Source organism: Pseudokineococcus lusitanus (genome assembly GCF_003751265.1).
Taxonomy (GTDB): Bacteria; Actinomycetota; Actinomycetes; order Actinomycetales; family Quadrisphaeraceae; genus Pseudokineococcus; species Pseudokineococcus lusitanus.
Map to the genome: position 1 here is coordinate 265,686 of NZ_RJKN01000002.1, position 14,694 is coordinate 280,379.

Below are 14,694 nucleotides of genomic sequence, written 5' to 3' on the forward strand. Positions count from 1 at the left end.
CGCTTTGTCTAAACCCTTGGTCCAGTCGCGGTCAACGGCCCTCGGGCACTTCGGGGCACATCGGGGCAGAAGTGGCCGACCTCACACGGGAGGCGGCGTCGCCTCACGCGCCGACGGGCGGGACGCCGCGGCGTCCCGCCCGTCGGCGGCGGTCGTGGGCGGCGGAGCAGCGCCCGCCCGGGTGGTCAGAGCAGCTCGACCCGGTCCGCCTGCGGCCCGCGGTCGCTCTGCCGCACGCCGAAGCGCACGTGGTCGCCCTCGGCGAGCGCGACGACGCCGCGCAGCACCGAGACGTGGACGAAGAGGTCGTCCCCGCCGGCGTCGGGCCGGATGAAGCCGAAGCCGCGCTCGGCGTCGAAGCGGGCGACGACGCCCTCCCCGCCGCGGACGGGGGCACCGCCCCGCGAGGAGCTGCCACGCGCCGGCGCTCCGCCCCGGCCCTCACCGCGAGGACCGGCGTCGCGCGGCGCCCGGTCGCGACCGGCCGGGGCACGGCGCGGCTCGCCGCCGACGAGACGCACGTCCTGCGCCGCGGGGCCGCGGTCGCCCTGGACGACGTCGAAGGCGATGCGGTCGCCCTCGGCGAGCGACGTCAGCCCGCCCGTGAGAGCCCGGGCGTGGACGAAGACGTCGCCGCGGCCGGAGTCGGGGGCGACGAAGCCGAAGCCCTTCTCCTCGTCGAAGAACTGGACGGTGCCGTCGGCGCCGTCCGCGGCCGCGGCGGCCGGGCCCGCGGTGCCCTCGCCGTCGGCGAGCGGCAGCACGTGCTCGGCCTGCGGGCCCTTCTCCCCCTCGCCGACGAGGAAGGCGACGCGCTGGCCCTCGGCGAGCACCGCGCCGCCGAGGACGGCGGAGCCGTGGACGAAGACCTGGGGACCCCCGCCGTCGAGGATGAGGAACCCGTAGCCCTTGGTCGGCTCGAACCAGGCGACGGTGCCGAGCACGCCGAGGGCGACGTCGGGCGCGGTGTCGCCCGTGACGCGGACGCGGAGGGCCACGGGGCCCCGGGGGCCCTCGCCCTCCTCGAAGTCGACGACCTGGCCCTCGCGGAGGGTGCGCTCGCCGTCGCCGCCGAGCACGTCGGAGGCGTGGACGAAGACGTCGTCGGAGCCGTCCTCCGGGGCCAGGAAGCCGAAGCCCCGGTCGACGTCGAACCAGCGGACGGTGGCGGCGGGCACGAGCGGCTCCAGGGCAGGGCGGTGGGTGGGGGTCCAGTGTCGCGGACGCGGACGGGTCCGCCCGACCGCGCCCGGGGGCCGCGGGGGGCCGCGGGGGCCCGTGGCACCGCCCCCGGCGGGGTGCGCGGAGGGCGTGGGATTCGAACCCACGGGACGGTCGCCCGCCCAGCAGTTTTCAAGACTGCCGCCTTCGGCCGCTCGGCCAGCCCTCCTCGCGCCCCCTCGGGAGCGCCCCGCCATCCTGCCGGACCCGGCCCGGGGCCACGGCCGGGACGACGGAGGGGCGCCTCCCGCGCGTGCGGGAGGCGCCCCTCCGTGCCGGGCCGGGGTCGGTCGGGTCAGGCGTGCGCGCGGGCCTCGGCGGCCACGAGCGCGCGCGGCTGCACCACGAGCGAGAGCAGGACCAGGGCCACGACCGCCGCGGCGACCATGACGGTGGCCATGCCGAGCGCGCCGCCGCCGATGAGGCCGACGACCGGCGCCGCGAGGGCGCCGACGCCGAACTGCGCGCAGCCGAGCAGCGCCGCCGCGGTGCCGGCGGAGCGGCCGTGGCGGGTGAGGGCCAGCGCGGGGCCGTTCGGCAGGACGAAGCCGACCGCGCCGAGCGTCAGCCACACGGGCACGAGGAGGCCGACGACGCCGCCGGTGCCCGTGGCCACGAGCACCAGCAGGGCGGCGGTGAAGACGACGGCGGCGACGAGGGCGACCTGCATGACGCGGGCCGGGTGGACGCGCTCGACGAGCCACGGGTTGACCTGCGTCGCGCCGATGAGCGAGACCGCCCCGGCGCCGAAGGCCAGCGCGTACTGCTGCTGGCTCAGCCCGAACTCCTGCTGGAGGACGAACGAGGAGCCGGAGACGTAGGAGAAGAGGATGGAGAAGGCGAAGCCGGCCACGAGCACGAGGCCGACGAAGCGCCGGTCGCGCAGGAGGCCGCCGTAGGTGCGGGCCACCTCGAGCGCGCCGCCCCGACGACGCCGCTCGACGGGCAGCGTCTCCGGCAGCATCGTCGCGGCGACGACGACGAGGACGACCGCGAGGCCGGCGAGGACGACGAACACGCCGCGCCAGCTCGTGTGGACGAGGAGGAAGCCGCCGAGGGCCGGTGCGATGATCGGCGCCGCGCCCATGACGAGCGTGAGCCGGGACAGCGTGCGGGCCGCGGCCACGCCGCTGAAGAGGTCGCGGACGACGGCGAGCGCCACGACGGCGCTGGCCGCGGCCGCGGCGCCCTGCAGCACGCGGGCGGCGGTGAGCAGCTCGATCGACGGCGCCAGGGCGCACAGCACCGACGCGAGGCCGTGGACGGCGACGCCCGTGATGAGGACGGGGCGGCGTCCGAGGCGGTCGGTCAGCGGGCCGAGCACCAGCTGCCCCAGCGCGAGACCCGCGAGGAGCCCGGTGAGGGTGAGCTGGACCTGCGCCTCGGTGGCGAGCAGCTGCTCGGAGATGGCCGGCAGCGCGGGGAGGTAGAGGTCGATCGTCAGCGGGCCGAGGGCCACGAGGACGCCGAGCACGACGACGAGCCGGACGCGCTGCGCCGTCGACCACGACGCGCCGGCGTCGGGGAGGACCTCGTCGGCGTGGCCGTCGACCTCGGCGGGGACACCGGTCGGCACGCCCTCGGGCACGCCCGCCGGGTCGGTGGCGACGTCACCCGGCCGGGAGGGGCCGGGCGGGGCGGTGCGGGCGCTGGGCACGTGGGGCGGTGCGGACTGGCGGGGGGTGGCGGTCACGTCTCGGCTCTCGGTCGGGGCGTGCGAGCACACACCCGGGATGGCAGGTCCTGGTGTGGTGGCGTCGCTGCGCACCTGTGAGGCGGCAAGCAGGTGCCCTCGGCATCTGTTCCCGTCCCGCCGGAAGGGTCGCATCGTGGACGGGGGTCGGTCACGTCCGTTCTGCGTGCTGCGGGAGCGCCGCGGCTGCGCGCGCCGACGGCCGACGGCGGGTGACAGCCGTCAGGCGACAGGCGTTGCTCGCCCCTGCTCGGGAGCGCGACCCCGTGACCTGCGACGACGCCGGAGCGCCCCGACCATCACCTGTCGCACGACGGCGGCAGCCGCCTCAGACCGAGGTGCGGTGGAAGTTCAGCGAGGAGCGGCTGGCCGTCGGGCCGCGCTGGCCCTGGTACCGCGAGCCGTGGACGCCCGAGCCGTACGGGTTCTCGGCCGCCGACGAGAGCCGGAAGAAGCAGAGCTGCCCGATCTTCATGCCCGGCCACAGCGTGATGGGGAGGGTCGCGACGTTGGAGAGCTCGAGCGTCACGTGCCCGGAGAAGCCCGGGTCGATGAAGCCGGCGGTCGAGTGCGTCAGCAGGCCGAGGCGGCCGAGGCTGGACTTGCCCTCGAGGCGGGCGGCGACGTCGTCGGGCAGCGTGACGACCTCGTACGTCGACGCGAGGACGAACTCGCCGGGGTGCAGGACGAAGGCCTCGTCGGGGTCGACCTCGACGAGCCGGGTGAGGTCGGGCTGCTCCTCGGACGGGTCGATGACCGCGTACTTGTGGTTGTCGAAGAGCCGGAAGAAGCGGTCGAGCCGCACGTCGACGCTGGACGGCTGCACCATCGCCTCGTCCAGCGGCTCCAGCACCACGCGGCCGGCGGCGAGCTCGGCGCGGATGTCCCGGTCGGAGAGCAGCACCGGCGCACCGTAGCGGTCGGCCGCGGGCGGGTCGCCCGTGCGGGAGGCGGCACGGGCGCCGCGCACGTCCGGGTATGCTCGCCGCGCTCCCCGGGATCTCGCCGTCCCGGAGGGCGCTGCGGGTGTAGTTCAGTGGCAGAACTTCAGCTTCCCAAGCTGATAGCGCGGGTTCGATTCCCGTCACCCGCTCCACGACGAGAGCCCGGGCCCGGCAGGGTCCGGGCTCTCGTGCGTCCGGGGCCGGCCGGGCGTTAGGCCGCGGGTGAGGCCGTCACCCGGGCGGCCAGCACCGCGACGTCGTCGGTGTGCTCGTCGCCGACCATCCGAGCCAGCACCTCGTCGACGAGGGCGTCCGTGGTCGGGACGGCCGCGGCCACCTCGCCGAGCGTGCGGGCCAGGAGGTCGAGGCCCTCCGCCAGCGGCCGGTCGCGCCGCTCGGTGAGCCCGTCGCTCGACATCAGGAGAGTCCCGCCCGCGGGGAGGACGGTCGTGTGGTCGCTGCGCCGGGTCTCCGGGAAGACGCCCAGCAGCAGCTCGCCCTTCGCCTGCAGCCGCTCGACCGCAGGGGCACCGGCGGCGTCGGTCCTCACGAGCATCGGCGGCGGGTGGCCGGCGCTCGACCACACGAGGCTGCGCTCCCCCGCCGGCCCGGCGCCCCGCTCGACCCGCACGACGACGACCGTCGCCAGCACGTCGAGCCCCAAGCCGGCCAGCGACTCGTCGACCCGCGCGAGCAGCCGCGCCGGACCCTGGCCGCCCTCGACGGCGTAGGCGCGCAGCAGCCCCCGGACCTGCCCCATGTCCGCGGCCGCGCGGACGTCGTGCCCGACGACGTCGCCGAGCACGAGCACCGTCGCGCCGTCCGCGGCGACGACGGCGTCGTACCAGTCGCCGCCCACCTGGTCGCCCGCGCTGGCCGGCAGGTAGCGGCTGACGAGCTCCAGCCCCTCGGTCGCGGGGAGGTGGGTGAGCAGGGCCGCCTGGAGGGTGCGCGCGGCCTGGCGCCGGTCCTGCAGCTGCGCGAGCTGGCGGGTCCGGGCGGCGGCGACCGTGCCCGCCACCCCGGCGCCCACGGCGACGACGGCGGTCTGGACGAGCCAGGAGCCCGTCGGGAGGCCGTCGGCGAGCCCCAGCCCCAGGGCGAGCAGCGTCGCGACGGCCCCGACGAAGGCCACCTGGCGCGGCGACCCGCCGATGCCCGTGAGGGCCGGGGCGAGCGCGAAGGCGCCGGAGAGGTTGGCCGCCACCGTGGCCTCCGTGGCCGCCCCGCCACCCACGTCGAGCACGGTGAGCAGCAGCGAGGTCAGCAGCCCCAGCCACACCCAGCGCCGGCTCCGGCGCACGCCCGCGTGGACGGGGACGTCGCGCTCGTGCGGGGACAGGGGCGCCACCCCCCGCATCATGCCGGGGCCGACGCCCGCGCGCGGGCCGTCGGGCAGGACGTCCTCGGCGGCAGGCGGACCCGACGTGGCCACGCGTCGCGGTCCGCGTCCGGCCGAAGACCCCGACACGGCCACACGTCGGGGCTCCGGGGCTGGGCACGCCCGACGAGGTCACACGTCGGAGGGTGGGAGGGCCGACGTCGCGCGTCCGTGCCGACGGCCCCCGGGGCGGCGGGTGCTGGACCGCCGGGCCCGGGTGTCGGCGGTCTCTCCTAGCCTGCGCAGGGCCGCTGGCGGACGACGTCGGCGACGGGGGCGGAGGGGGACGCGCGTGCTCGTGGTGCACCGCAGCGAGAGCGCCGAGGCGCTCGTGCGGGGGCTGGCGGCGGTGCTCGCCGTGCCGCCGGAGGACCCCTTCGCGCGCGACGTCGTCGCCGTGCCCGCGCAGGGCGTCGAGCGGTGGATCGCCCAGCGCCTGTCCCACGAGCTCGGGGCGTCGGGGGGCGGGGCGCCCGACGGCGTCTGCGCGCGCGTCGACATGCCGCGGCCCGGGCGGGTGCTCGACGACGCCGTGTCGGCCGTGTCCGAGGAGCACGCCGTGGCGGTCGAGGCGTGGTCCGCCGGCCGGTCCGCGTGGCCGCTGCTGGAGGTGCTCGAGGAGGGCGGCACGCCCCTGGACCGGGCGCTCGCCGAGGACGGCCGACGGATGGCCGCCGTCCAGCAGCTCGCCCGCCGCCTCGCGGGCTACGGGCGCGCCCGCCCGGGGATGCTCGTCGACTGGGCCGCCGGCGGGTGGTCCGACGGCGACGACGGCACCGTCCCCGAGGACCTCCGGTGGCAGATCGACGTCTGGCGGCGGCTGCGCGCCCGGCTCGGCCCGTCGCCCGCCGAGCTCCTCGAGGACGCCTGCACCCGGCTGCGCCTCGCGCCCGAGCAGGTCGACCTGCCCGCGCGGCTGTCGGTCTACGGACCCACCCGCCTGTCGCCCGCGCGCCTCGCCGTCCTCGGCGCCCTGGCCGCGCACCGCGAGGTGCACCTGTGGCTCCACCACGCCAGCCCGGCGCTGTGGGCGGCCGCCGCCGCCGCGCCCGCCCCGCGCCGTCGTCGGGACGACGCCGTGCGGCGTGCCCTGCGCGAGCCCCTGCTCGGCTCCCTCGGCCGCGACCTCCTCGAGCTGCAGCAGCTGCTGCGCCTCACGGGGCTGGTCGGCGAGGGCGCCTCCGCGGGCTCCCACGACGAGCACCTGCCCGGTGGCGCCCCGGCGGCGGTCACGGCGGGCACGCCTCTGCTGCAGCGGCTCCAGCACGCCCTCGCCCGGGACGAGGTGCCGACCGACCCGCCGCCCCCGCCGCCCGGCGACACGAGCGTGCGGCTGCACTCCTGCCACGGCCGGGTCCGGCAGGTCGAGGTGCTGCGCGAGGCGGTGCTGGGCCTGCTCGCCGACGACCCCACGCTCGAGCCGCGCGACGTCCTCGTGCTGTGCCCCGACGTCGAGGCCTTCGCCCCGCTCGTCGCCGCGGCCTTCGGCGCGGGGGCCGTGGACGTCCTCGACGGGGACGGGTCGGCCGGTGCGCCGGGCGGGCCCGACCACCCCGTCCGGCACCTGCGCGTGCGCGTGGCCGACCGCGCGCCGCGCCGCGAGAACCCGCTGCTGCAGGTCCTCGCCCAGGTCCTCGACCTCGCGGGGTCCCGGGTGCCGGCCACCGCGGTGCTCGACCTCGCGGGCCACCCGGCCGTGCGGCGGCGGTTCCGCCTCGACGACGACGCGCTCGAGCGGCTCCGCGGCTGGGTCGTCGCCGCGGGCGTGCGCTGGGGCCTCGACGAGGACCACCGCGGCGCCTGGGGCCTCGGCGGCCTGACGCAGGGCACGTGGCGCGCGGGGCTCGACCGCCTGCTGCTGGGCGCCGCCGTCGAGGGGCTGCCGACCGCGGCCGACCCCGCCGCGACCGACCCCGACGGCCCGGGCGGGGCGGGGCTCCTGCTCGGCGGCGTCGTGCCGCTGGACGACGTCGACAGCTCCGACGTCACGCTCGCCGGCCACCTCGCCGAGCTCGTGGACCGGCTCGACGCCGCGGCGGCCCACCTGGCCGGGCGGCGGGACGCCGCCGCGTGGGCGGCGGGGCTCGAGGACGTCGTCCTCGGCCTCGCGGCGCCCGAGCCCGACGGGCCGTGGCAGACCGCCCAGCTGCACCGCGAGCTCGCGGCCGCGGCGGAGGGCGCCTCGGGGGCGCTCCTCGGCGTCGCCGACGTGCGGGTCCTCCTCGCGGACCTGCTCGTGGGCCGCCCGACCCGTGCCGGCTTCCGCACCGGCGCCCTCACCGTCTGCACCCTCGTGCCCATGCGCTCGGTGCCCAGCCGGGTCGTGTGCCTCCTCGGCCTCGACGACGGCGCCTTCCCGCGCCGCAGCGCCGTCGACGGCGACGACCTCCTCACCCGCGACCCGTGGACGGGCGAGCACGACCCGCGCAGCGAGGACCGCCAGCTGCTCCTCGACGCCGTCGCCGCCGCGGGCGAGCACCTCCTCGTCGTCGTCACCGGCGCCGACGAGCGCACCGGCGCGCCCGTGCCCCCCGCCGTCCCGGTGGACGAGCTGCTCGACGCCCTCGACCGGACCGCCACGGTGCCGGGCGGGCGGGTCCGGGACGTCGTCACGACGTCGCACCCGCTCCAGCCCTTCGACCCGCGCGCGTTCCGCCGCCCGCCGACCGGCGAGGGCACGGCGGCGAGCGGGGGACGGCCCTTCAGCTTCGACGGCGGTGCCCTCGCGGCGGCGCGGGCGGCCGCGGGCGAACGGCACCTGCCCGCCCCGCTGCTCGACGGCCCCCTGCCGCCGCGCCCGCCCGCGGCGGAGGTCTCGCTCTCGGACCTGCGGGCCTTCCTCCTCCACCCGGTCCGCGCCTTCTGGCGCCAGCGGCTCGAGGTCTCCGTCGTCCGTCCCGACGAGGAGCCGGACGACGCCCTGCCGCTCGACCCCGACGGCCTGGAGCGGTGGGCGCTGGCGCAGCGGCTGCTCGACCGGCGGGTGGCCGGCGACGACGTCGCCGGGCTGCTCGAGGTGGAGCTCCACCGCGGCGACCTGCCGCCCGGACCGCTCGGCGAGCGCTACCTGCGGGGCGTGGGCCGCGAGGTGGAGGACGTCGTCCGCGCCTCCGAGGCCGAGCGGGCGCTCCCGCCGGGGGCGGTCGACGTCGACGCCGACCTCGGCGTGCTGCCCGGCGGCGGCCCGCCCGTCCGCCTCGTCGGGACGGTCGGCGGCGTGCGCGGGGACGTCGCGCTGCAGCTCACCGCGTCCCGCCTCGGCCCGAAGCACCGGCTGCTCGCGTGGCTCGACCTCCTGGCGCTCTCCGCGGGCGCCCCGACGGGGACGGACGGCACGGCGGCGTGGCGCGCGGTCGCCGTCGGCCGGGCCGGCGGCGACGGCGGGGCGGCGCGCTGCGTCCTCGGCCCGCTGGCCCCCGACGACGCACGGACCGCGCTCGCCGAGCTGGTCGCCCTGCACCGGGCGGGACTCGACGAGCCGCTCCCCCTGGCGCTCAAGGCGTCCGAGGCCTACGCCGCCCGCCGGCGGGGCGGCGGCAGCGTGCTCGCCGCGCAGGACGCCGCGACGCGGAGGTGGGAGAGCGACCGCTTCCCCGGCGAGGCGGCCGACCGCGAGCACGTGCTGCTCCACGGGCGCGAGCTGCCGGCGGCCGGGCTGTGGGCGGCCCCCCGCACCGCGGCCGAGCAGGGCCCGGGCTGGGCGCCCGACGAGACGACCCGCTTCGGGGCGCTGGCCCGGCGGGTGTGGGACCGGCTCCTCGACGTGGAGGCCGGCGGGACGGGAGGGGCGGCGTGAGCGACGCGACCACGACGGGGACGCCGCCGGCGGAGGACCCGGGCGCGCCCCTGCCCTTCCGGCTGGCCGACCCCCTGCCGCGCGGCACGACCCTCCTCGAGGCGAGCGCCGGGACCGGCAAGACGTGGACGATCGCCGCGCTCGTCGCCCGCTACGTCGCCGAGGCCGGCCTGCCCGTGGACCGGCTGCTCGTCATGACCTTCAGCCGCGAGTCGACCCGCGAGCTGCGCGAGCGCGTCCGGGCCCGCCTCGTCGAGGCGCGGGACGTCCTCGCGCACGACCTCGGCGGCACCGCCGCGACGGCCCGCCCGGCCCCGGAGGACGACCCCGACGAGCTGCTGCGGATGCTGCGGGTCGGGGGACCCGACGCCGTCGCCCTGCGCCACCGGCGGCTCGCCGACGCGCTGGCGTCCTTCGACGCCGCCACGGTGACGACGACGCACGGCTTCTGCCAGCGCGTGCTCCTCACCCTGGGCGCCGGGGCCGACCACGACCCGCGGACCGAGCTCGTCGAGGACGTCCGCGACGTCGTCGACGAGGTGGCGCACGACTTCTACCTGCGGCGCTGGGGCGTGCCGGGCGCTGACGAGCCCGCCCTCACCCCCGAGGCCTTCCGCGACCTCGCCGTCGTCGCGGCGTCCGACCCGGCGACCGAGCTGCTCCCCCGCGAGGACGAGGCGGACGTGCCCGCCCTCCCGGCGCTGCGGGCGCGGGTGGGCCGCGCGGTGCGCGCCGAGGTCCAGCGGCGGCTGCGGGCGGCCGGGCAGATGGGCTACGACGACCTGCTGCTGCGGCTCGCGCAGGTGCTCGAGGACCCGGACGGCGGGCCCCGTGCGCGGGCCCGGCTGCGGGCGCAGCACCGCGTCGTCCTCGTCGACGAGTTCCAGGACACCGACCCCGTGCAGTGGCGGGTCCTGCGCGCGGCCTTCCACGACGCGGACTCCGCCGCCGCGCCCGAGACCGGGGTGGCCCGCGCCCTCGTCCTCGTCGGCGACCCCAAGCAGGCGGTGTACGGCTTCCGCGGCGCCGACGTGCGCGCCTACCTCGAGGCGCGCGACGCGGCGGGCGACCTCCGGACGCTGGCCACCAACCAGCGCAGCGACGAGCCGGTCCTGCGCGGCCTCGACGCCGTCCTCGCCGGCGCGGCGCTCGGGGACGCGCGCATCCGGGTCCGGCCGCTGGCCGCCCGCCTCGTCGGGCGGCGCCTGCACGGCGTCCCGCCGGTGCGCCTACGGGTGGTCCCCCGCGACGCGCTGCCGCTGACGCGCGACGGGCTCGCACGCGTCCCGGGCATGCGGCAGCGGGTCGTGGCGGACGTCGCCGCCCAGGTCGTGGAACTCGTGGGTGGCGAGGTGACGACGACGATGCCGGAGCGCCGGCGCCGCGCCGACCACCCGTCGTCCGCCCCGGACGGCCCGCCTCCCCCCACCGAGGTCGGGCAGCGTCCGCTCGCGCCGGGGGACGTCGCCGTGCTCGTCCGCACCAACGCGCAGGCGCAGATGGTCCGCGAGGCGCTCGAGCGGGTCCGGGTGCCGGTCGTCGTCGGGGGCCGCACGAGCGTCTTCACCACCCCGGCCGCCCACGACTGGGCGGTCCTCCTCGAGGCGCTCGAGCAGCCGCAGCGGGGCGCCCGCGTGCGGCTGCTCGCGCTCGGCGCCTTCGGCGGCCACGACGCGGCGTCGCTCGACGCGGGGGGCGACGCGCTCGTCGACGACCTCGGGCTGCGGGTGCGCGCGTGGGCGCGGCTCCTCGACGGCCGCGGCGTCGGCGCGCTGCTCGAGGCGGTCCAGCGGCCGCGGCCGGACCGGCCGGCGGGCCTCGCCGAGCGGCTGCTGGGGCAGGTCGGCGGCGAACGGCGGCTCACCGACCTCCGCCACGTCGGGCAGGTGCTCCACGAGACGGCGGTGCGCGACGGCCTCGGCGTCTCCGCGCTCCTCGCGTGGCTGCGCGAGCAGGTGGAGGAGGCCGGCCGCGACGGGGTCGTCGAGCGCAGCAGGCGCCTGGAGTCCGACGCCGCCGCCGTCCAGGTCCTCACCGTCCACTCGAGCAAGGGGCTCGAGTTCCCCGCCGTCCTCGTGCCCTTCGCGTGGGACATGTGGCAGAACAGCAAGCCGTCGACGGCCCTCGTGCACGACGCCGACGGGCGGCGCTGCCGCGACGTCGGTGGCGTCGGTGGCCCGCGCTGGGCCGAGCACGTCCGTGAGCACCACCGGGCGGAGTCCGACGAGGAGCTGCGGCTGGCCTACGTGGCCCTCACCCGGGCCGCGGGGCACCTCACCGCCTGGTGGGCCGGCACGACGAACACCGGGAGGGGACCGCTGCACCGGCTGCTGCTGCACCGCCCCCCGGGCACGTCCGCCGTCCTGCCCGGCGCGCCCGGCGACGACGGGGTCCCGCCGACCGTGGTGCCCGTGCCGTCCGACGACGACGTCCTCGCCGCGCTCGGGGCCCGCGCCGCCGCGGGCGACGGCTCCCTCGTCGTCGAGCGGGTCGCCGGCCCGCCGGCGCGCACGCCCTGGGTGCCGCCCGAGCGCGCCACCGCCGGGCTGTCCGCCGCGACGTGGCGCCGCGACCTCGACACGTCCTGGCGGCGGACCTCCTACAGCGCGCTGACGGCGGCGGCCCACGACGCCGGCCCGGCGGGGCCCGTGCCGACCGGGAGCACGGCGCTCGGGGAGCCCGAGGGCGCTGTCGAGGACGACGAGCGGCTGCCCGCCGGCCCCGGCACGCCCGGGACGGGGGCGCCGGGCGACGAGGTCCCCGCCGTCCCGTCCGCGTGGGACGCGCTCGCGGGCAGCGCGCGCTTCGGCGTCCTCGTGCACGCGGTCCTCGAGGAGCTGGACCCCTCGACCCTGCCGCCGGCCGACGGGACGGGGCCCGACCGCGCCCTGCGGGACCTCGTGGCCGAGCACACGGCGGCGCAGGGGCTCGTGCTCGACGTCGACGTGCTGACGTCGGGCCTCGACCTCGCCCTGCGGACCCCGCTCGGGCCGCTCGCCGGCGGCCGGTGCCTCGTCGACGTGCCGGCGCGGGACCGGTTGCCCGAGTTGGACTTCGAGCTGCCGCTCGCGGGCGGCGACGACCCCGGCACCGCGGCGGGGCGCCCGACGCTGGCCGGGCTCGTCCCGCTGTGGCGCCGGCACTGCCCCGACGGCCCCCTGGCCGGGTACGCCGACGCCCTGGCCGACCTCACGGCCGGGGGCCCCGGCGGTCACGGGACGGGCGGCGACGGCACCGACCTGCGCGGCTACCTCACCGGCAGCGTGGACGCCGTCCTCCGGCTGCCCGTGGAGGACGGCGACGGCGAGCGCTACGTCGTCGTCGACTACAAGACCAACCGGCTCGGCACGCCCGAGCAGCCGCTCACGGCGCGGGACTACCGCCCGACGGCGATGGAGGACGCGATGGTCGCCGCGCACTACCCGTTGCAGGCGCTGCTGTACCAGGTGGCGCTGCACCGCTTCCTCCGCTGGCGCCTGCCCGGGTACGACCCGGGCCGGCACCTCGGCGGGGCGCTGTACCTCTTCGTCCGCGGGATGGTCGGGCCGGACGTGACGCCCGCCGCGGACGGCACGGTCCCCGGCGTCATGGCGTGGGCGACGCCGCCGGCGCTCGTCGTCGCGGCCTCCGACCACCTCGCCGGTCGGTCGGGGGGCACCCCGTGACGGGCGACCCGCGGGCGGGCGACGTGGCGCTGCGGGCGACGGGCCTGCTCCGCGACTTCAACCGCGCGGGGCTCCTCCAGGCCGCCGACGTCCACGTCGCGCAGCGCCTCGGCGTGCTCGGGGGCGAGGACGACGAGGCCGTGCTGCTCGCCGCGGCCCTCGTCGTCCGCTCGACCCGGCAGGGGTCGGTCGTCGTCGACCTGCGGACGGCGCAGGAGACGACCGCCGCCGACGACGTCGACGAGGACGACGCCCCCGACGCCGGGGCCGGCACCGACGTCCCCGACGACGGCCCCGCCTGGCCGGGCGCGGACTGGGCGGCCCGCGTGGCCGCCAGCCCGCTGGCGGGCGGGCCGCTGCGCGTGGAGGGCAGCCGCGTGTGGCTCGGGCGCTACCGCGACCAGGAGGAGCTCGTCGCGCGGGAGCTCGCCGCCCGGGCCGCCGACGTCCCGGACGACCTCGACCCGGCCGTGCTCGGGCGGGCGCTCGACCGTCTGTTCGCGCCGCAGGACGCCGACCAGCGCGAGGCGGCCGCCGGCTGCGCGCTCGCCCGCGTGTCCGTGCTCGCCGGCGGGCCCGGCACCGGCAAGACGACGACGGTCTCCAAGGTCGTCGCCCTGCTGCGCGAGCAGCACCCGACGTGGCGGGTGGCCCTCGCCGCCCCCACCGGGCGGGCGGCCGCACGCCTGGCCGAGGCCGTCCGCGACTCGACGGCGCGGCTGCCCGAGGAGGACCGCGAGCGGCTGGGGGAGCTGCCCGCGACGACGCTGCACCGGCTGCTCGGCTGGCGGCCCGGCGCGCGCCACCGCTTCCGGCACGACCGCTCGGACCGCCTGGCGCTCGAGGTCCTCGTCGTCGACGAGAGCTCGATGGTCTCCCTCACGCTCATGGCCCGGCTGCTCGAGGCGTTGCGCCCGCAGACCCGGCTCGTGCTCGTCGGCGACCCCGACCAGCTGGCCTCCGTCGAGGCGGGGACCGTGCTCGGCGACCTCGTGGACGCCGACGCCGGGCCGCAGGACCGTCACCCGCGGCTGGCGGACGCCCTCGCCCGCGCCGGCGCGCTGCCCGTGGGGCAGACCTCCGGCCGCCCCGACGCCGCGCACCGCCCCGTCACGGTCCGCGACGGCGTGGGCGTGCTGCGGACGACCCGCCGCTTCGGCGGCGTCGTGGGCTCGCTCGCCGCCGCCGTCCGCGAGGGTCGCGGCGAGGAGGCCCTCGCCGTGCTGACGGCCGGCGAGCCGGGGGCGACCCTGGTCCTCACGACGGCGGACGCCGTGCCGGAGAGCGCCCTCGACGCGGTGCGCGACGACGTCGTCGCCTCGGCCACCGCGCTCGGGGCGGCGGCGAGGGCGGGCGACGGCGGGGCCGCCCTCGCCGCGCTCGACCGCCACCGCCTGCTCACCGCCCACCGCGCCGGGCCCCGCGGCCTGCGTCGCTGGGGCGAGCTGGCCGAGCGCTGGACCCGCGCCGCCGAGGTCGCCGCCGGGCTGCCCCGCGTCCGCCGGGCCGACGGCCACCACGTCGGCGAGCCGCTCATCGTCACGGTCAACGACCCGGCCACGGGCCTCGCCAACGGGGACGTCGCGGTGCTCGTCGACGACGGCGAGGGCGGTCTCGCCGCCGCCGTCGGCGTGGGGGGCGCACCCCGGCTCCTCCCGCTGGGCCGGCTGCCGAGCACCCGCCCCCTGCACGCCATGACGGTCCACCGCAGCCAGGGGAGCCAGTTCGACGCCGTGACCCTCGTCCTCCCGCCCGCGGGCTCGCCCCTGCTGACGCGGGAGACCCTCTACACGGCCCTGACCCGCGCCCGGGAGCGCGTGCGCGTCGTCGGTGACGCCGAGGCGCTGCTCGCCGCCGTGGCGCGCCCGGCCGCCCGGGCGTCCGGCCTGCGGGAACGCCTCAGGGGCGGCTGACGGGCGGCCCGACCACCGGGGATGCCATGACGGCCCTACTGTCACCCACGAGGGCCGTGCTCGGTCGCCACGTACCGACGC

At 79.0% G+C, this 14,694-nt stretch carries 7 protein-coding genes and 2 tRNA genes; 4 read left to right on the forward strand and 5 right to left on the reverse strand.

What is annotated here, in order from left to right:
- Window positions 1–185 precede the first annotated feature (185 nt).
- The 4 genes from EDC03_RS18550 to dcd all read right to left on the reverse strand — a co-directional run bounded on the left by EDC03_RS18550 (window position 186) and on the right by dcd (window position 3,818).
- On the reverse strand, window positions 186–1,178 hold the full coding sequence (locus tag EDC03_RS18550) for a cold-shock protein (protein ID WP_123379005.1): 993 nt from the start codon (window positions 1,176–1,178) through the stop codon (window positions 186–188).
- Window positions 1,179–1,303: 125 nt separating this feature from the next.
- Window positions 1,304–1,390: transfer RNA gene (locus EDC03_RS04480), tRNA-Ser, on the reverse strand.
- A gap of 126 nt (window positions 1,391–1,516) precedes the next feature.
- Window positions 1,517–2,809 (reverse strand): multidrug effflux MFS transporter, encoded by a 1,293-nt coding sequence (locus EDC03_RS04485; RefSeq protein WP_422393792.1) that lies wholly within the window; start codon window positions 2,807–2,809, stop codon window positions 1,517–1,519.
- Between the two features lie 433 nt (window positions 2,810–3,242).
- Entirely contained in the window at window positions 3,243–3,818 is a 576-nt protein-coding gene (gene dcd / locus EDC03_RS04490) for a dCTP deaminase (RefSeq protein WP_123379284.1), read from the reverse strand.
- A gap of 118 nt (window positions 3,819–3,936) precedes the next feature.
- Here dcd and EDC03_RS04495 point away from each other — a divergent pair.
- A tRNA-Gly gene (locus tag EDC03_RS04495) sits at window positions 3,937–4,010 on the forward strand.
- 59 nt (window positions 4,011–4,069) lie between these two features.
- Here the strand turns inward: EDC03_RS04495 and EDC03_RS04500 are convergent.
- Window positions 4,070–5,209: a PP2C family protein-serine/threonine phosphatase gene (locus EDC03_RS04500; protein ID WP_158674202.1), complete on the reverse strand. Its 1,140-nt coding sequence runs from the start codon at window positions 5,207–5,209 to the stop codon at window positions 4,070–4,072.
- 322 nt (window positions 5,210–5,531) lie between these two features.
- Between EDC03_RS04500 and recC the strand changes: the two genes are divergently transcribed.
- Genes recC through recD form a run of 3 tightly spaced genes read left to right on the forward strand, consistent with a single transcriptional unit; the run spans window position 5,532 to window position 14,613 of the window.
- Window positions 5,532–9,035 carry an exodeoxyribonuclease V subunit gamma gene (gene recC, locus EDC03_RS04505; protein ID WP_123379008.1) on the forward strand — a complete coding sequence of 1,168 codons (3,504 nt, stop codon included), beginning with the start codon at window positions 5,532–5,534 and terminating at the stop codon, window positions 9,033–9,035.
- Window positions 9,032–12,700: a UvrD-helicase domain-containing protein gene (locus EDC03_RS04510; protein ID WP_199719937.1), complete on the forward strand. Its 3,669-nt coding sequence runs from the start codon at window positions 9,032–9,034 to the stop codon at window positions 12,698–12,700. Before recC ends, EDC03_RS04510 begins: the two co-directional genes overlap by 4 nt.
- Window positions 12,697–14,613, forward strand: a complete 1,917-nt coding sequence (gene recD / locus EDC03_RS04515; RefSeq protein WP_123379286.1) for an exodeoxyribonuclease V subunit alpha — start codon at window positions 12,697–12,699, stop codon at window positions 14,611–14,613. Before EDC03_RS04510 ends, recD begins: the two co-directional genes overlap by 4 nt.
- The last annotated feature ends 81 nt before the right edge of the window (window positions 14,614–14,694 follow it).